This window comes from Synergistaceae bacterium (assembly GCA_031272035.1).
GTDB lineage: Bacteria > Synergistota > Synergistia > Synergistales > Aminobacteriaceae > JAISSA01.
Genome location: JAISUO010000026.1, coordinates 1 through 17,166, shown reverse-complemented (window position 1 = coordinate 17,166; position 17,166 = coordinate 1). Strand labels below are relative to the sequence as shown.

The following is a 17,166-nucleotide window of genomic DNA, read 5'->3' as shown; positions in this document are numbered from 1 at the left end:
CGCGAAAATGAACTCATGGCCGACAGACGTCTGACTCGCGAGTGGATACACGGACTGGTGGCGCTTACGGCGGGACTTTTTCTGCTGGGAATGTCCCCCGGCTTCAGTCTGTTGAGAAACATTGTCGATCTGACGGGAAATGCGCTGGCCGTGCCGGAGTATCCCGCCGTCCTTCTGCGGGAGTCTCTCATGGACCTTTATCTTTGGTCCCGCGGCAAAAATGATTTGATTCGTCAGATCGAATCTCTGAAAAACGAAAACTCCAAACTGCAGGTGGTCAATTCCGTCCTGGTGGCGGAGCAGATTCGAACCGAGCTGGACACGCGTATGGACGGCGCCCGGGTGACGCTGCGGGAACCCCAGTCCTGGTGGAACGAGTGCAGGATCAACAGGGGCGAGAAGAACGGCATCATCATGGGGCTGCCCGTTTTTCAAAACGGTTTTCTGGTGGGAAGGGTGAGTTCGGTGAGCTCCTTTTCCTCCTGGGTGGAGCTGCTGACTTCCTCGTCTCTTTTGATTCCCGCCGTGGTGGAGGAAACCCGGGAGCTGGGAATCGTGGTGGGAGACGGGGATGGTTCGGTGCTGCTGACCTACATTCCGGAGTCCCACGGCATCGAGAAGGGGATGAAGGTGAGCACCGCTCTGGTGAGCGAGATCCTTCCCCCGGGAATTCCCATCGGCTATATCGACGAGGAGGCCCGTCTTTCGGAAAGCGGTTATGTAACCTATAAAATAAAACCCGGAGCGACCTTTGGGAAATTGTACCTGCTTTCGGTTCTGAAACACTCCCGGAGCATATTGCGATGATCTACCTGATATGCTGGCTCGTTCAGGATCTTCTTTGCGTCCTGACCTGGGGAATCATGCAAATTCCCGAAATCTTTTTGCTGAGTCTCGTTTACCGGCTGATGACCCAGGATCGGGAAATGAGCATCTCCATCATCTGGTGGGCATTTTTCGGAGGACTTTTCTGGGACCTGCGGTGGGTGGGCATTCCGGGGCTTTATACTCTGATTTACGTGTGCACCGTCATGCTGACTTTGTGGGTCTGGAACACCCTTCCCGCGTCGGGGCGGACGCCCGTCGTCATTTTTTTTCTGTTTTGGACGACGCAGGTGCTTTCTCCGCTTTTGACGCTTTTGCTTCCGGGGCGGAACATCAGGGAGATGGAGTGGACCTTTTTCGCGGTTCAGCAGGGTTGTGTCGTTCCTCTGGCGCTTTTGGGCCTCTTTTTTTATCTGAAACACGTGAAGGATCACAATGCCTGAGATACGGGATTTGCTGGATACGCGGCTGAGAATACTGCTGTACGCGATTTTTATCAGTCTCGGAGTGCTTTTTACGGGGCTTTATTTTTTTCAGATCGTTCACGCGGATCGATACGTTCGTCTCGCTTACAACAACCGACTGAGGCTGATTCGCTTTTCCTCCCCCCGGGGGAAAATTTACGATCGCAACGGGGTCCCCCTGGCCATCAACGAAACCACGTTCAGCATCATGGGCTACCCTCTGGATCTGGATCGGCCGGGAATGCTCAACCGCATCAGCGAGCTTCTGTCGATTCACGGAATTCCCGTCGCCGTGGAGGATCTGGAGCGAACGATCAAAAAACAGCGGTGGGCGCCTTATCGAGTCATTCGCCTGGTGCCCAATCTGACCATAGCGCAAATGGCGGAGCTGGTGGCGGATCCCGAATTTCCGAAGCAGCTCTTTCCCATTCCCGAGTGGCGCAGGACGTATCCCGCAGGGGCTCTCGTGGCCAACGTCACGGGATATGTGGGAGAAATTTCGGAAAATGAGCTGAAGAACAGCTCTGCCGGAGAATATGCGGGCGGCGACCTCATCGGCAGAGGGGGCATCGAGCGCTATTACGAGGACGAGCTGAGAGGCATGGCCGGCGAGGAGGCCATCGAAGTGGACGCCAGGGGGCGCCGGGTGCGAACCGTGGATATGCGCCCCTTTGTCAAGGGAAAGGATATTCATCTGACCTTGGACATGGGGGCTCAAAAGCTGGCGGCGGAACTTCTGAAGGACTACAGAGGCGCCGTGGTGGCCATGGACGTGAAGACAGGCGCCGTAGTGGTACTGGCGTCGGCTCCCACCTACGACAACAATCCGCTGGCCTGGGGGGTCTCGGGCAGGGAGTGGAAGGAAATCACGGAGGATCCGGACAGGCCCATGCTGGATCGCTCCATAGCGGGGGTCTATCCTCCGGCCTCCACCTTCAAGACCCTGGTGGCCCTGGCGGCGCTGGAAGAGGAAGCCATAACGCCGGAGTCCACCGTTTTCTGTTCGGGGGGGCTGCGACTGCCTTCCCGAACCTTTCGATGCTGGCGGAGGAGTGGGCATGGCTCTCTGAACCTCACTGGAGCTCTGCAGCATTCCTGCGATGTCTATTTTTATCAGGCCGGGATGAAGCTCGGTATCGATCGGCTCCTGAAATGGGTACGCCGGTTTGGACTGGGCAGCCCCACGGGGGTGGATCTGCCGGGAGAAGCGGCGGGCAACGCGGCGGGACCGGAATGGAAGAAAAAACGCCTGGGAGAAAACTGGTATCAGGGCGACACGATCAACTATTCCATCGGACAGGGTTTCGTGCTTCTCACCCCGCTCCAGATCGCCAGAATCTACGCGGCTGTGGCCAACGGCGGGCGTCTGGTGACTCCTTTCCTTGAGAATTCTGCTTTCAGGGAATCCGTGGATCTGGAGATCAGGCCGGAAAATCTGGCCGTGGTTCGAAAAGGTCTGGATTACGTGGTCCGGCGGGGAACCGGAATGAGGGCGGGGCGCTTCGGCGTCTCCATCGCGGGCAAGACGGGTACGGCTCAAAACGCCCACGGTTTGGACCACGCGCTGTTCGCCGGATACGCTCCGGCCGACGCCCCCCAGTACGTGGCTGTGGCCGTTGTAGAAGCGGGACAACATGGCAGCAGCGTGGCATCCCCCATCGTGGGGGAGGTTTTGGCCTATATGCTGAGCCATCCCGCGGGAGAATCTGAAAATCAGTCTGAAAATCAGGAGGATTAGAGATATGTCATACCAGGGAATCGATACCGATTCTCCGGCGCTTCAGCTGAAGGGAACCCACTTTGGCATACGCATTCTTTTCCCGGAGGAACTTCCGGAGGATATTCTGATTGAAAAATTTGAAGCGATTCCCAAAGAAACCTACGTTCTGCCACTGGGGACGGGAGTGGCCCTGGATTTTCAGTCCCGGGCCTGTTCGGAGGAAATGATCGCCCAAATTCTGCGTCGGGTGATCTGGCCCAGAGAAATTAAAATTCTGGCGTGGATTTCTTCGGATGAGGAAACCCGGGCTCTTCTCGACCGGGGAGGGTTCAAAACCGCCGAACCGGAAAACCGGACCGAACACGGAGTTCCCACCCTCATCCTGGATCACACGCTGCGCTCCGGTCAGCACGAGGAAGCGCCGGGAAACGTGGTATTGCGGGGAGACTTAAACTATGGGGCGGAAATTTTCGCGGGAGGCAGCGTTTCCGTGACGGGGAGCCTGAAGGGCCTGGTCCACGCGGGATGTCGGGATACGGAGGGTGTTTACGTTCTGGCGGGGTCCTTCGAGGCGAGGCAGTTGCGAATCGGCGATAAATTATGCAGCGAATTGGGACCCGATATAAAGTGGTGGCAAAAACCTGTTATTATTACTCTGGAAGAAAACGGACTTTTTTTCAGAGGCTGGAAAACAGATGCGGGGAACGACGGGATATAAACCTGCTATCATTGTGTATGGGGATTTTCGGCTACATTGAATGGAGGGCTTTGTTGTGGGTGGAAGGGTGATTGTCATTACGTCCGGTAAAGGCGGCGTGGGTAAAACGACGACTACCGCCAACCTTGCTGTGGCGCTGGCAAAGTCGGGGAAAAAAGTCGTCGCTGTGGACGCCGACATCGGATTGCGCAATCTCGACGTGGTAATGGGCCTCGAAAACAGGGTCGTCTACAATTTTATCGACGTGATCGAGAAAAAATGCAAACTCAACCAGGCTCTGGTCCGCGACAAACGCGTGGGAAGCAATCTTTTTCTCCTGCCGGCGGCTCAGACTCGCACGAAGGACGCTGTGACTCCCGACCAGATGGCGAAACTCTGCGAGGATTTAAGACCCGATTTCGATTTTATTCTTCTGGACTGTCCGGCCGGGATCGAGGGGGGCTTTAAAAACGCGGCCGCCGGGGCGGACGAAGCTCTTGTGGTTACAACGCCGGAGGTTCCCGCCGTTCGGGACGCGGACCGCATCATCGGCATGCTTGAATCCATGGGAAAATCCCCCATACGACTCATTATCAACCGTTTTCGCGCCACCATGGTGGAAGACGGGGACATGCTGGCGAAAGAGGATATTCTGGACGTTCTTTCCATTAAGCTGATCGGGATCGTCCCGGAAGACGACAGCGTGATCAAATCGGCAAATCGCGGCGAACCTCTCACCTTCGCCCAGGAATCTCCGGCCGCTCAGGCCTATTCCAACATAGCCTCCAGAATTCAGGGGCTGGAGGTTCCCTGGCTTCAACTGGACAGCGGCAGGTCGAAGGGAATTTTCTCCAGTCTGAAGAAAATGTTCGGTTTTTAAAAATACAGCGTCGGGAAGCCCGATGGGGGAGCGATAGAGGTGGAATTTTTCAGAAGATTGTTTGGCCGTAGCAGCAGCGGTTCCGCCCAAAAAGCAAATGACCGCATCCGGAGGATCCTCATTCATGATCGTACCGACATTACACCTCAGATGCTGGGGAATTTGCGAAGAGATATGATCACAGTTCTGACAAAATACATGGAAATCGACGAATCCAGAATCGAAATGAAGCTGGGGCAGGATTTGGATTCAAACCACGATAAGCGCACGGTCACTCTGGTGACGAATATTCCCATTTTGAGAGTCCGGCGGGGAAGCGTGGACGTTGCCGATGAACGACAGAGCAGAAATAATAATTTAGAAGAAGAGATTTCGCCCGCCGATCCCGTTTCCGCGCCCTCGCCGCGCAGTCCCGGCAGCGCCCGCAGGCGCCATCGGTAGAAAGAGAGAACTCTGTGGAATCCCCGCGGCTTTCCACCTTCGGCGAGGATCTGGCCGCGTCGGACAGGCTGCTTTGCTGCAGCGTTCTCTGTCTGATGATGTGGGGCGTCCTGTGCATTTTCAGCGCGGCTTCCGGTTTTTCCGGTCGGGGGATGGAGTTTGCCGTGAGGCAGTTGGGATGGGTGGCGGTGGTGTGCGCCGCTTATTCGTCCGTTCTGGCCGTCGGGTACGAAAAATTTTTGGATATGGCCTATTTGATTTACGGGCTGACGCTTCTGCTGCTGTTCTTTATGGACCTGACGGCTCCAACGGTAAAAGGCGCCCAGCGATGGATCTCCCTGGGAGTCGTGCGCCTTCAGCCGTCGGAGTTCGCGAAAATTTCTCTGATTCTTCTTTTAAGTAAATTTTTGAGCCGTTATCCCCCTCTGACCCTGAGGACTTTTCTGGCGGGATGGGGGATTGGAATGCCGGTTATTCTCCTGCTTTTGGGACAGCCGGATTTGGGCAGCGCGCTTGTGTATCTGTTCATTATGCTGTGCGTGATCTTCGTGGCCGGAGCGCCCTTCAGGTATCTCTGCGCCATGATGGGGCTGGGCGTGGGGCTTCTGCCTTTCGCCTGGTTTTTCCTGCGGGATTATCAGAAAATGAGGCTGCTGGTTTTCCTGGATCCCACCCGGGACCCTCTGGGAGCGGGGTACAACGCCATTCAATCCCGGATAGCGGTGGGGTCGGGGAGCTTCTGGGGCAAAGGCTTTCTCCAGGGGCAGCAGAGCAAGCTGCGCTTCCTTCCGGAGCCTCATACGGATTTTATTTTCAGTGTTTATGCTGAAGAATTTGGCTTTTGGGGAACGACTCTGCTTTTGCTGATTTTTGGTATCATATTTATGCGTCTCGTGAACACGGGCATGAAAAGCCGCGACATGCGCGGAAAACTTCTCGTAACAGGAGTTGCGGCGTGGATTTGGTTTCAGATGTTCGAAAACATAGGGATGAGCATGGGACTTATGCCGATTACGGGGATCACCCTTCCTTTCCTGAGTTATGGAGGAAGCTCTCTGATCGCCATATCCATCGCATTGGGGCTGGTCGGCAGCGTGTACGTCGGTTCGGCGAAACGCTACAAACAACTTTGACCTGACCGGTTTGAAAATCCATCCCGAAGCAAATGACGAACGCGTCTTTTCCGGCGCGTTCCCTGGAGGAAATTTAATGTCGTTTCCCGAGTTCGATAACCCCCTGTGGCCGCTTTTGGCGCAGGTCGCTCGTCCTTCCCGCTACAGCGGAAGCGAGTGGCGTTTTTGTCGCTCCGGTTTCGAGGTCGATAAAGACGCTCTGCGTGTGTGTCTCGCTTTTCCCGACGTCTACGAAATCGGGATGAGTTATTATGGTTTTCAGATTCTGGAGCCCTTTTTGCGAAGTCAGGGTGTTTTTGTCGACAGGGTTTACTGCCCCTGGACGGATATGGAACGTCTTTTGCGGGAAAAGGGTCTCCCCCTCACGTCGGTGGAAACGTCTCTGCCCCTGTCCGATTTTGACGTCCTGGGGTTTACTCTGCAGCATGAACTGAGCTACACCAATATTTTGACGATGCTGGACCTGGGGCATATTCCCCTGCGTTCCGAGGATCGCTCCGAAGAACATCCCCTCATCCTGGGAGGCGGGCCGGGCGCCTTCGTTCCCGAACCCGTGGCTCCCTTCATCGACCTGTTCTGCGTGGGGGAAGGAGAGCCCGTCCTTCCGCGTCTGCTCGCCCTTCTGAAGGAAACCCGGGGAGAAAAACGGGAAGAGCGTCTGGCTCAGTGCGCCCGGCTTCCGGGGGTATTCGTCCCCCGGTTTGTGCGCCCCGTTTACGACGGGCAGGGGGTGCGTTTCGAAGCCCGTTCGGGCTCCGTCGCGCTGCCCGTTCGCCGGCAGTTTGTCCGGAACCTTGAAGATGCCCCGGTGCCGGATTCGATGGTGGTTCCCTCCGTGGGGATCGTCCATGACAGGGCCTCTGTGGAGCTTTTTCGGGGCTGTTCCCGGGGCTGTCGCTTCTGCCAGGCGGGGATGACCTCCCGGCCCGTGCGGGAGCGTGACCCTGAGGCGGTGACGGAGGCCATGCTGAACCTGGTCTGCCGGACGGGATGGGAAGAAGCGAGTTTACTGTCCCTGGCCTCCTGCGATTATTCAGGAATCGACCGGGTGATCGACGAACTGACGCCCCGTCTGGAGGAACGGGGGGTTCATCTGAGCCTGCCCAGCCTGAGGATGGATGGTTTTTCCGTGGATCTGGCGGCCCGGCTCCAAAAAGTCCGGCGGGGAGGGCTCACCTTCGCTCCCGAGGCCGGAACTCAGAGACTGCGGGATGTGATCAACAAGGGCCTTACCGAGGAAAATATCTTTTCCTGCCTCAGGGGGGCCTTTTCTCACGGCTGGGACAGAATCAAACTGTACTTTATGATGGGGCTTCCCACGGAGACTGAGGAGGATTTGGACGGGATTCTGCGCCTCGCCCGGGACGTGGTGCGGCTGGCCCGAAAGGAAGGGCGAAAGCGGATCTCCGTGGCGGTTTCCGTGGCGGGGTTTGTCCCCAAAGCCCATACCCCCTTCCAGTGGGAACGTCAGGACACGATTGAGGAATTTCGGGCGAAAGGCCGCTACCTTCGGGGACAGGTTCGGGACAAAACCCTGTCTCTGAAGTACCATGAACCGGAACAGTCCTTTCTGGAGGGAGTTCTGGCCCGGGGAGACCGCCGTCTGGCCGACGCGCTGGAATGCGCCTGGCGAAAGGGCGCCCGCTTCGACAACTGGAGCGAGACATTTGATCTTTCCCTGTGGCTGGCCTCTTTTGAGGAGTGCGGCATCAATCCGGAGGATTACACAAGGGCCCGCCGACAAGAGGAATTTCTGCCCTGGGACCACATTGACGCGGGAGTGACCAAAACCTTCCTCTGGAAAGAACGGGAGGCCTCCCGGGCGGCTCTCCTGACTCCCGACTGCCGGCTGCTGTGCAACGCCTGCGGAATGAATTGCGACTCAACGCCCCGCCTTCAACCCTGGAACAGCGGACTCTCCCTGAGCGAAACCGTCCTGAGCGAGGTCAGTTTGAACGGAGCCCCTGTACAATGACCCGGGTTCGGCTGTTCTACGAAAAAAGAGGAGGCGCGTGTTTTGTTCCCCACGTGGCGATGGTGGGACTTTTCACGAGAGTCGCCGCTCGGGGAGGGATAAAGCTGAGCCTCACCGAGGGATTCTCGCCTCACGCGAAAATGAGTTTCGGCCCGGAGCTTCCCGCAGGGGTCCTGGCGCTTTGCGAGCCGGTGGACCTGTGGCTGGAGGAAGATTGCGGGTATGAAAATTTAAAATATGGGGACTGGGAAAAAATCTGGAATGAGCAGATGCCGAGGGGTTTTCGCGTGGTGGGGTTTCGGATTTTGCCGCCGGAGGCCCCCGCTCTGGGCAAAGACTGCAGGGCGGCCCATTACCTGATTCAGCCCGGAGACCACCGCCTGGGCGGGGAGCTTTTGACGCGCCTGAAGGAGCATTACGGCGAAGATGCCCTGAGCGTCCGCTTCGACGAATTGGACAACGATGAATTGGATGACGGTCGCGGTTCGGACGCGTTTCCCTGGATTTCCCTCGTTCTGGGGAACCCGGCGGGAAACGGAATCGGCGGGTGGGTCAAATCGCTGACCGCCGCGAACGTCATCGCGGGCTGGCAGGATCTGCGTATCGTCCGTATCGCTCTGGGCCGCTGGAGCGGGACTCGTCTGGAGTCCCTGAATTCTGCGGCGCTTTCTTCCTGACACTTTCTCCATCAGAGGAGGGCATTATTTACGTGTCTTCAGACAAAAAAAATTCAGACAGAAAGACATCGGACAAAAAAATTTCGGATAAAAAGATTTCGGACAGAAAAATCGTGGCTGATACCCTGGAAAACGAGGAAACAAGGGTCGCTATTCTGGAGGATGGACGGCTGGCGGAGATTTTTATAGAACGCATGTGGGACCACCAGAAGGCGGGAGAGATTTACAAGGCCCGGGTCGAAAGCGTTCTTCCCGGGATCAATGCCGCTTTTGTCAGCATCGGGGATGGCCGCAACGCATTTTTGTACCTGAACGACGCCAGAGGAATGACCGTGGTTCCCAACCAGGAGATCGTCGTCCAGGTGACGAAAACCGCCAGGAAAAACAAGGGAGCCCGGGTTACGCCGCGTATTTCTCTGCCCGGCCATTATCTGGTGCTGGTTCCCCACGGGGAAGAAGCGGGGGTTTCCCGAAGAATCGTCAGCGAGGAAGAGCGCAGGCGTTTGCGCCACTTTGCCCGGGAGCTTCGGGGGGATGATTTCGGCATAATCATTCGCACCGCAGCCGAGGGAGTGGACGAGGAAGCTCTCGTGCAGGATGTTCAGTCCCTTCTCGCCCAGTGGAGGGAAATCGAGCACAACGCCTCCTGCCAGTCCGCGCCCTGCCTGCTCTACCGGGATATGGGACTTTTGGGCCGGGTCCTGAGAGACGAGGTCCACGGCGACATCGACGAGATTCTGGTGAATGGAAAAGACGAGTTCGAGAACGTCAAAAACTTTGTTTCCATGCTGTACGGCGACGAGCGTCCCTCCGTTACGCTGTACCGGGGCGTGGTGCCGATCTTCGAATACTACGGCATCGAACGGGAGATAGAGCAGGCTCTGGAGCGCAAGGTGTGGCTGCGGAGCGGCGCGTATCTGGTGATGGAACATACCGAGGCCCTGACCGTCATCGACGTCAATACCGGCAAGTACATCGGTGACAGAGACATGCGGCACACGGTCCTCGACACAAATCTGGAGGCTGCGGATGAAATCGCCCGCCAGCTCCGTCTCCGGGCCATCGGCGGCATCGTCGTCATCGACTTCATCGACATGGAATTCGAGGAGGATCGTCAGTGCCTTCTGACGCGCCTGGAGGAGGTTTTTCAGTCGGACCGTTCCCGGGCGCGGGTATTCAGCATGACTCAGCTGGGGCTGGTGGAAATCACGCGCAAGCGGGGCCGGCTGGATCTGAAGTCCGTCCTGACCCGGGGGTGCCCTTTCTGCAGCGACAACGGCTGGGTTCTGCGGGAAGATACGGTCGCCATGTCCATGAAGCGATTTTTGCGCAAGGTGGGGCACGCCAACAGGGCGGAAGCCGTCCTGCTTCAGGCCAACTCCGCTGTGGCGCAGTATGTGAGAGAGACTTACCTCTCGTTTTGGGAGGAAGAGCTGGGTTGCAGAATTTTGATCGCAGGCATGCCCGATTTTCCCTGGAGCCGGTATCGCATCGAGGCTCAGGGAACCTGCGAGGCCATAGAACGACGGGTAAAACAAATGGAACGACGGGAGAGTACAGTAGTTGTCCATAGAGTATCTTCGGCTTAAAGGCTTTAAGAGTTTTGGGACCAGTTGCGAGTTTTCCTTTTCCGACGGACTGACGGCTATTGTGGGTCCCAACGGCAGCGGCAAGAGCAATATTCTGGACGCCCTGCGCTGGGTGCTGGGAGAGGGAACGCCGTCCACGCTTCGTATCGTGCGCCAGAGCGACCTGATTTTTCAGGGCAGCGCCACCGAGAACCCCTCGAAGGAAGCGGAGGTTCTCCTCAGGCTCAGGCAAAATGGAGACACGGCGACCCTTCGCAGGCAGTATTCGACAGAGGGCGGCTCCGTTCTGCAGGTGGATTCGACCAAAATTAAACTGCAGGAACTGAGCGATTTCAAGTCGCGTTTCGCTCTTGAGGGTGACAGTTTCGCATTTATAGGACAGGGAGAGGTGTCCGACGCCATTCACCAGCGGCCCATGGAGCGGCGGCGTCATCTCGAACTGCTTTTCGGCATCGACCGCTACCGGAAAAGACGGGAGGAGACCTGCGCCCGTCTGGAGACGGCTCTGACGGAAATGCAGCGAATCAACACCCTTGTGGCGGAACTGGGCCAGCGCAGGGAAGAAATAGCGCCGGAAGTGACCGTGGCCGTGGAGGCTAAGGGCATTCTCGACAACCTGGACAACATCCGGCGCGATTTTTATTTTTCGAAACGGTTCAGCCTGGAAAAAAGAGAGAAGGAACTTCGAAGCCAGCTTCAGTCCATGACGGAGCACGAGGATCTTTCTGTCCTGTGGAAGAACCTGTGGACCGCTGCAGTTGCCGCGATGGAAGAAAAACTGCGCCGGGACGGCTTTGACGAAGGGGCGCTTCTCGCCCGGGAACAGGAGCTGACCGGCCGGAAGGAAGCTCTGCGGCGTCAGGCCTTTGCGGCGGGGACACGGGTTCAGGCCCTTCTTTCGGACCGCAGAAACCTGAGCGTTGAAAAGGAACAGACGACGGCCTCTCTGGAGTCCATCCGGCTGGAGCTGGAAAAAACGGAAGAGAAGGAAACCGCGCTTCAGAGAGAGTTGAAGACGAAGCGGGAGGCCTTCGAAGACGTTCTGCGCCGTTTGGAGGAAAGCCGGGCCAACGCCGAACGGGAGCGCCTGCGCCGTCAGGAACTGCGGGATCGTCACGCGGAACGGATTTTGTCCCGTTCTCAGCAGGAAGCCCGCCTCAAAGCCCTGGTGGGCTCTCAGAAACAGGCGGAGGAAGATCTGAAGCAGCTTTCGGTGGAAAAGGAAAGCCTGACCGCGGCCGTGGCGAAAAACGGAGAGGAGACGGCGAACCTCGAAAAACGCCACGAGACCCTGGCTCTGGAACATGCCGACGTTTACACGGCCTGCCAGAAGTCTCTGGCTCTGCTGCAGCAGATAAAGAGAGAAAAGGTCTCCCGTCAGGCGGAGCTGGATGCCCTTCGGGAAAACACCGAAGCCTCCATCTACCCTGAACCCACGCGTTTTCTGCTTTCGGCGGCCCGACTCGGCAGGATGAAATCCCACCCCGAGGTCATGGCCGAGGCCTTCTCCTGTCCGCCGGAAATTGCCCCGGCCCTGGAGGCCTATCTGGGAGGACGGCAATTCTGGCTTCTGGCCCATACCATGGAAGAAGCTCAGGAGGGCATTGAACTGCTGAAACAACATCGTCTGGGACGGGTCACCTATCTGCCTCTCGACAGGTGCCGGCCGCGCTTTCCCGATGCTTCCTGGCGCCTGCCGGCTCAGGGGGTGGAGGGATGGGGCATCGAGCTGATCGCTCCCCGGTCTCCCTGGGAGCCGGCGCTTCAGCACGTTCTGGGGGATCTCCTGGTGGTTCGGGATTACGCTCTGGCTGGCAGTATGGTCAAAAAGGGAGCGAAATTCCCCATCGTAACCCTGGAAGGGGAGGTTTTCGCTCCTTCCGGCACAATCAGTGGCGGGCGCATGCGTCAGAGCGGAGGGGCCATCAGCCACAATCAGCGGGTGACGGAGCTTACCCTTCAGACGGACGCGCTGAATCGAAGAATCAAAGACACGGAGGCGGAGTCCTCCCGCTCGGAAAAACGGGAACAGAAACTGGCCCAGGAAAGCGAGGCCCTGAGCGCCGCTCTGACCCGAAGCCGAAGCGAGCTGATAACGGCTCAGAAGGCGCTGGAGACGCTGAATGCCGACATTCAGCGCCACGAGGCCGAAAAAAACTCCGCAGAAATGGAAATTGCCGCAATCACAGAAAAAATGACTCTCCTGGACGGGGAGATTGCCGACCTCGCCGGACAGCTGGAGGCCCTGTCGGATCCCCTTGAGCCGGAAGGAGAGGAGGGAAAAGCCCCTTCCGCTGTGAGCTCCGCCCGAAATGAAATCGAGCTGACGGAAGAGCGCCTGAGGGGAACCTCCGACATTCTGACCCGCATCCGCAGAGAACGGGGCGATTTGGAAGAACGTCTCTCAGGGGTCATGAGGGACATCGAAGCCGGAAAGTCGGAGGAAACAAAACTGCGGGACGGCCTTTCCGAAATGGGTCGGGAACACCTGGCCCTCTGGAGGGAAAGCAGGGCGCTTCGCGAGAAACTGGAGGCAGAGCGGAACAGACTCCTCAGGGCCCATAATCGTCTGCAGCGCCTTCGCCGAAAAGATCAGAAAGCGGAGGAGAACCTCACCGGGCTGAGAACTCAAACGGCCGCCGTGAACGAGCGCCTCCTTTCCGTCCGGGCTGAAATCGAACAGCTCAGGGAAATGTGGGACGAGAAATATCCCTGGGATCCGGAGGACGCCGCCCGGATCGCGGAGGACGCCCGGGAACTGTCCGGCGCCATGCGTCGGCTGGAACGGGAACTCAAGGCCCTCGGAACCTACAACCTGGGCGCTCTCTCTGAGGACGAGTCCCTGATGGAACGCATCGACTACCTCACCGAACAGCTCGAAGACGTAAAAACGGGAATTGAGGAACTTCGACGTCTTATTGATGAAACGGATTCTCAGGTGGAGACCCTGTTCAGTCAGGCCATGAACGACATTGACGACCGGTTCAACGCCCTTTTTCAGCGCCTTTTCGGAGGCGGCGAGGCGAGGCTCATGCTTCAGGAGGGGGGAGCTCTGTGGGAGAGAGGCGTCGAAATTTACGCCCGACCGCCTGGAAAGCGTCTTCAGAACATTTCGCAGCTTTCGGGAGGAGAACAGTCCCTGACGGCGATAGCGCACCTTTTCGCCGCTCTCGAAGTCGCCCGAATGCCTCTGGCGGTGCTGGACGAAGTGGACGCGGCCCTGGACGAGTATAACCTGATTCGATTCGCGGACCTGGCCCGGGAATATTCGAAGCGCCTGCAGCTTTTGGTCATGACCCATCGCCGCACGACCATGGAGCGGGCGGACCTGCTCTACGGCGTGACCATGGTGGAACCCGGGCTGTCCAAAATCGTGGGCATTGACATGGACAGTTACCGCTAACGCAGGCATACGGCCCAATGACGACCCGCGACGAAATTTTGTATGGCCGGCTGAAACTCTGGCAGCCCGACCCGGGACCCCGGGTGAATATGGACACGGTGCTGCTGGCGGCTTATGTTCGACTCCGCTCCCGGGGGGAGTCGTCTTTTGTGGAGCTGGGGAGCGCCACCGGAGCCGTTTCCCTGATGTTGGCCCTGCGTTTTCCAAAAAAATTTCACGTGACAGGACTGGAGATTCAGCCGGATCTGGTGGAACTGGCCCAGCGCAATCGCGTTGAGAACGGCCTGGAGGACAGAGTTTCCTTTCGATGCATGGACCTGAGAGAACACCGCTCAATTCCGGCGGGGTCCTTCGACGGCCTGGTGGTCAATCCTCCCTACGAGGAGGAGGGGAGAGGCCGAAAAAGTCCCGTCGAAGGACTGACCATCGCCCGGCAGGGAAGCTGCTGTTCTCTCCGGGACGTTGTGGAAGCGGCCTCCTGGCTTTTGAAATACAGGGGGAAATTTTTTGCCGTGTTTTCCTCCGAGAGATCGGCTGAATTTCTGACGCGTCTGACCGAGGCCGGAATCGTTCCCAAGCGTCTGAGGTTCATCCACTCCCGCAGCGGGAAAAGGGCCGGGCTTCTGCTGGTGGAGGGAATGAAAAAAGGAGGGACAGGCCTCGTGGTAGAGCCGCCGCTTTTTGTATACGGAGAAAACGGGGAGTACACAGAAGATCTCCTGAGAGCCTACACTCCGGAGGGTTTGCCATGCCTCTGACGCTGGTGCCCACTCCCATAGGCAACCTGGAGGATATTACCCTGCGCGCCCTCCGCGTTTTGAAAGAAGCGGACCTGATCGCCTGCGAAGATACGCGCACTTCTTCTATTCTTTTGAAGCGATACGATATTTCGAAGCCTCTGATTTCTTTACATCTCTTCAACGAGAAAGAGCGGACGGAACGCCTTGCCGCGGCGCTGAGAGAGGGGAAAAAAGTGGCCGTCATCAGTGACGCCGGCACTCCCGGCATCAGTGACCCCGGATGGCTTCTCCTGCGCGCCGCGCTTGACGAGGGGTTTGAGACCGACGTTTTGCCCGGGCCTTCCGCGCTGCTGCCCGCCGTACTTCTCTCCGGACTGAACCCGCAGCCCTTTTTATTCTATGGATTCCCTCCCGAAAAAACGGGAGCGAGGAAAAAACTTTTCACGTCTCTGGAGCCTCTGCCGTACACGCTGGTTTTTTACCTCTCGCCTCATAAGGCGGAGCGGCAGATCGCCGAAATGATGGAAGCCTGGGGGGATCGTCCCGCCGCTCTCGTTCGTGAAATCAGCAAAATTCATCAGGAATCGATCAGGGGGCTGCTTTCTGAAATTGCCGCAAGGCTTGAGGCCGGGGTGAAGGGTGAACTGGTTCTTGTGATCGAGGGCGGAAAGGAAGAGGAGGAGGACCCCGAAGCCTGGCGAAGACGCGCAAAAGAGATGCAGGAAGCCGGAGGTTACGCCAAAGAAATCGCGCAGGAAATATCCTCCCGTTACAACATCCCCAGGAATATTGTCAAGGAATTTTTGCTTCAGAACTGATTTTGCTCTCTCGCTTTTATTTATCGCCATAATGTCCTTTTGTCCTGCCCCTGCCAATATGTGAGTATTACATTCGGCTTCCGCGGCCTCCCGTTGTGATACAATGAACAGGCTTTTGAAAATATTTTGCCGCATTCCGCAGTCGTCACGTCGCGACTGTGACAAGGGGAGAAATTCGTGTGAAGTATTTTGATTTTGAGATTTGCGGACTGAAACGCCGGCTGCCGTACGTGCAGATAGGCGATAACCTGGTGTTGGCAAGTTTTGTCGTTCTCTCGGATACCGAATTGATACGGACTGTGGCTCCGGAGCTGGTAAGCCGGCTTCCGGAAGTGGACGTTCTGATGACTGCCGAGGCCAAGGGCATCATTCTCACCTACGAAATGAGCCGGCTCATGGGCATGGATAACTTTGTCGTGGCCAGAAAAAGCCGTAAACCTTACATGGTCGAGCCGCTTTCTCATACGGTGTTCTCCATAACCACTCAAAAGGAGCAGACGCTGTGGCTGGACGGCCTGGAGGCGAAAAAAATAAAGGGCAAACGCGTGGCTCTTATCGATGACGTCATTGCCACGGGAGAATCGATCGGCGCGATTGAAGCCCTGGCGCAGAGCGCGGGGGCTCAGGTTGTCGCAAAGGCCGCCATTTTGGCGGAACTGCAGAGCGTTAACCGGAAGGACATCATTTATCTGAAAGAACATTATGTTTTTCGCCCCAATCCGGATGGGACATTCACTCCGATCGATTCATTGAAAGCCTCCTGACGCTTCTTCCCGGACGCTCAGGCTCCGGCGGGGCACTTTTTATCCCGGTCAGGCGAGAGGTTGGGGGAGAGGCTCTCCACGCCCATTTTTCAATCAGCGCGATTTTGCGCCGAAACAGGAGTGAGTCTCATAATATCGATTTTATGTCCCTGTTACAACGAGGAAGAAACAATTCCAGTTTTTTTTCAAAAAATAATTCCGATTCTGGAGTCTCTGAAGGAGCCCTTCGAGATCGTCTGCGTCAATGACGGCAGCAGAGATTCCACGCTGGAAGTGTTGCTGTCTTTCGCTCGCTGCGACAATCGCGTAAAAGTTTTGGATTTATCCCGTAATTTTGGCAAGGAGGCGGCTTTAACCGCCGCCATTGATTACGCCCTGGGAGATGCGGTCATTCCCATCGACGTCGACTTGCAGGACCCGCCGGAACTGATTCCCGAAATGGTGGCGAAATGGCGCGAAGGCTACGAGGTGATTCTGGCCCGGCGAATCGACCGTTCCAGCGATTCTCTCATGAAACGCATAACCGCCAAAATTTTTTACCGTTTCCACAATATTGTCTCGCGTCCTCACCTGCCGGAAAATGTGGGGGATTTTCGCCTCATGGACCGCTGCGTCGTGGAAGCGGTGAAATCTCTGCATGAACACCACCGTTTCATGAAGGGGCTTTTTGCCTGGGTTGGATTTAAAGAATGGACAATCGGCTACGTCCGTCAGCCCCGGACGTCGGGAAAAAGCAAATTTAACGCCTGGCGGCTTTGGAAGTTCGCTCTGGAGGGGATCACCTCCTTCAGCACATTTCCTCTGACAATATGGCTGTATTTGGGCAGTTTAATTTCTTTGTGTTCTTTTTGTTACGGGGCGTTCATCTTTTTTAAAACGATTATCCTGGGAATTGAACTTCCGGGCTACGCGTCTTCGATCTGTCTCATCCTGTTTTTTGGAGGACTGCAGTTGCTGGGAATCGGCATCATTGGAGAATATCTGGGGCGAACCTACATTGAAAGCAAGCAGCGCCCCGTTTATATCGCACGATCTTTTTT

15 protein-coding genes are annotated in these 17,166 nt (G+C 56.9%); all 15 read left to right on the top strand.

Going from position 1 to position 17,166, the window contains the following annotated elements; genetic code table 11:
* Nucleotides 1–15: 15 nt before the first annotated feature.
* The gene (locus tag LBR61_03070) at nt 16–807 is read left to right on the top strand and encodes a rod shape-determining protein MreC (GenBank protein MDR1731053.1); all 792 of its coding nucleotides are present in this window, start codon (nt 16–18) and stop codon (nt 805–807) included.
* Complete coding sequence (locus tag LBR61_03065) at nt 804–1,268, top strand: hypothetical protein (GenBank protein MDR1731052.1); 465 nt, start codon at nt 804–806, stop codon at nt 1,266–1,268. The genes LBR61_03070 and LBR61_03065 overlap by 4 nt, the downstream gene beginning before the upstream one ends.
* Nucleotides 1,261–3,027: a penicillin-binding protein 2 gene (gene mrdA, locus LBR61_03060; protein ID MDR1731051.1), complete on the top strand. Its 1,767-nt coding sequence runs from the start codon at nt 1,261–1,263 to the stop codon at nt 3,025–3,027. The genes LBR61_03065 and mrdA overlap by 8 nt, the downstream gene beginning before the upstream one ends.
* Before the next feature lie 4 nt (nt 3,028–3,031).
* Nucleotides 3,032–3,727 carry a hypothetical protein gene (locus tag LBR61_03055; GenBank protein ID MDR1731050.1) on the top strand — a complete coding sequence of 232 codons (696 nt, stop codon included), beginning with the start codon at nt 3,032–3,034 and terminating at the stop codon, nt 3,725–3,727.
* Nucleotides 3,728–3,782: 55 nt separating this feature from the next.
* Nucleotides 3,783–4,586, top strand: coding sequence for a septum site-determining protein MinD (minD, locus tag LBR61_03050; GenBank protein MDR1731049.1), 804 nt, complete (start codon nt 3,783–3,785; stop codon nt 4,584–4,586).
* Nucleotides 4,587–4,625: 39 nt separating this feature from the next.
* Nucleotides 4,626–5,027, top strand: a complete 402-nt coding sequence (gene minE, locus LBR61_03045; GenBank protein ID MDR1731048.1) for a cell division topological specificity factor MinE — start codon at nt 4,626–4,628, stop codon at nt 5,025–5,027.
* A gap of 14 nt (nt 5,028–5,041) precedes the next feature.
* Nucleotides 5,042–6,160, top strand: a complete 1,119-nt coding sequence (gene rodA / locus LBR61_03040; protein MDR1731047.1) for a rod shape-determining protein RodA — start codon at nt 5,042–5,044, stop codon at nt 6,158–6,160.
* A gap of 76 nt (nt 6,161–6,236) precedes the next feature.
* Nucleotides 6,237–8,135, top strand: a complete 1,899-nt coding sequence (locus tag LBR61_03035) for a TIGR03960 family B12-binding radical SAM protein (protein MDR1731046.1) — start codon at nt 6,237–6,239, stop codon at nt 8,133–8,135.
* Nucleotides 8,132–8,812 carry a TIGR03936 family radical SAM-associated protein gene (locus LBR61_03030; GenBank protein MDR1731045.1) on the top strand — a complete coding sequence of 227 codons (681 nt, stop codon included), beginning with the start codon at nt 8,132–8,134 and terminating at the stop codon, nt 8,810–8,812. The genes LBR61_03035 and LBR61_03030 overlap by 4 nt, the downstream gene beginning before the upstream one ends.
* 113 nt (nt 8,813–8,925) lie before the next feature.
* The gene (locus LBR61_03025; protein MDR1731044.1) at nt 8,926–10,401 is read left to right on the top strand and encodes an Rne/Rng family ribonuclease; all 1,476 of its coding nucleotides are present in this window, start codon (nt 8,926–8,928) and stop codon (nt 10,399–10,401) included.
* Nucleotides 10,376–13,804 carry a chromosome segregation protein SMC gene (smc, locus tag LBR61_03020; protein MDR1731043.1) on the top strand — a complete coding sequence of 1,143 codons (3,429 nt, stop codon included), beginning with the start codon at nt 10,376–10,378 and terminating at the stop codon, nt 13,802–13,804. The genes LBR61_03025 and smc overlap by 26 nt, the downstream gene beginning before the upstream one ends.
* A gap of 17 nt (nt 13,805–13,821) precedes the next feature.
* Nucleotides 13,822–14,562, top strand: coding sequence for a methyltransferase domain-containing protein (locus LBR61_03015; GenBank protein MDR1731042.1), 741 nt, complete (start codon nt 13,822–13,824; stop codon nt 14,560–14,562).
* Nucleotides 14,553–15,362: a 16S rRNA (cytidine(1402)-2'-O)-methyltransferase gene (gene rsmI / locus LBR61_03010; GenBank protein MDR1731041.1), complete on the top strand. Its 810-nt coding sequence runs from the start codon at nt 14,553–14,555 to the stop codon at nt 15,360–15,362. The genes LBR61_03015 and rsmI overlap by 10 nt, the downstream gene beginning before the upstream one ends.
* 179 nt (nt 15,363–15,541) lie before the next feature.
* Entirely contained in the window at nt 15,542–16,126 is a 585-nt protein-coding gene (locus LBR61_03005) for an adenine phosphoribosyltransferase (GenBank protein ID MDR1731040.1), read from the top strand.
* 120 nt (nt 16,127–16,246) lie between these two features.
* Nucleotides 16,247–17,166, top strand: a 920-nt coding sequence (locus LBR61_03000; protein ID MDR1731039.1) for a glycosyltransferase family 2 protein, incomplete at its 3' end; no start/stop codon positions are given.

Excerpts from the sequence above, each read along its gene's own strand:
- LBR61_03070 (MDR1731053.1), top strand. The coding sequence starts at position 16 with ATGGCCGACAGACGTCTGACTCGCGAGTGGATACACGGACTGGTGGCG.
- LBR61_03065 (MDR1731052.1), top strand. The coding sequence starts at position 804 with ATGATCTACCTGATATGCTGGCTCGTTCAGGATCTTCTTTGCGTCCTG.
- mrdA (MDR1731051.1), top strand. The coding sequence starts at position 1,261 with ATGCCTGAGATACGGGATTTGCTGGATACGCGGCTGAGAATACTGCTG.
- LBR61_03055 (MDR1731050.1), top strand. The coding sequence starts at position 3,032 with ATGTCATACCAGGGAATCGATACCGATTCTCCGGCGCTTCAGCTGAAG.
- LBR61_03035 (MDR1731046.1), top strand. The coding sequence starts at position 6,237 with ATGTCGTTTCCCGAGTTCGATAACCCCCTGTGGCCGCTTTTGGCGCAG.
- LBR61_03030 (MDR1731045.1), top strand. The coding sequence starts at position 8,132 with ATGACCCGGGTTCGGCTGTTCTACGAAAAAAGAGGAGGCGCGTGTTTT.
- LBR61_03015 (MDR1731042.1), top strand. The coding sequence starts at position 13,822 with ATGACGACCCGCGACGAAATTTTGTATGGCCGGCTGAAACTCTGGCAG.
- rsmI (MDR1731041.1), top strand. The coding sequence starts at position 14,553 with ATGCCTCTGACGCTGGTGCCCACTCCCATAGGCAACCTGGAGGATATT.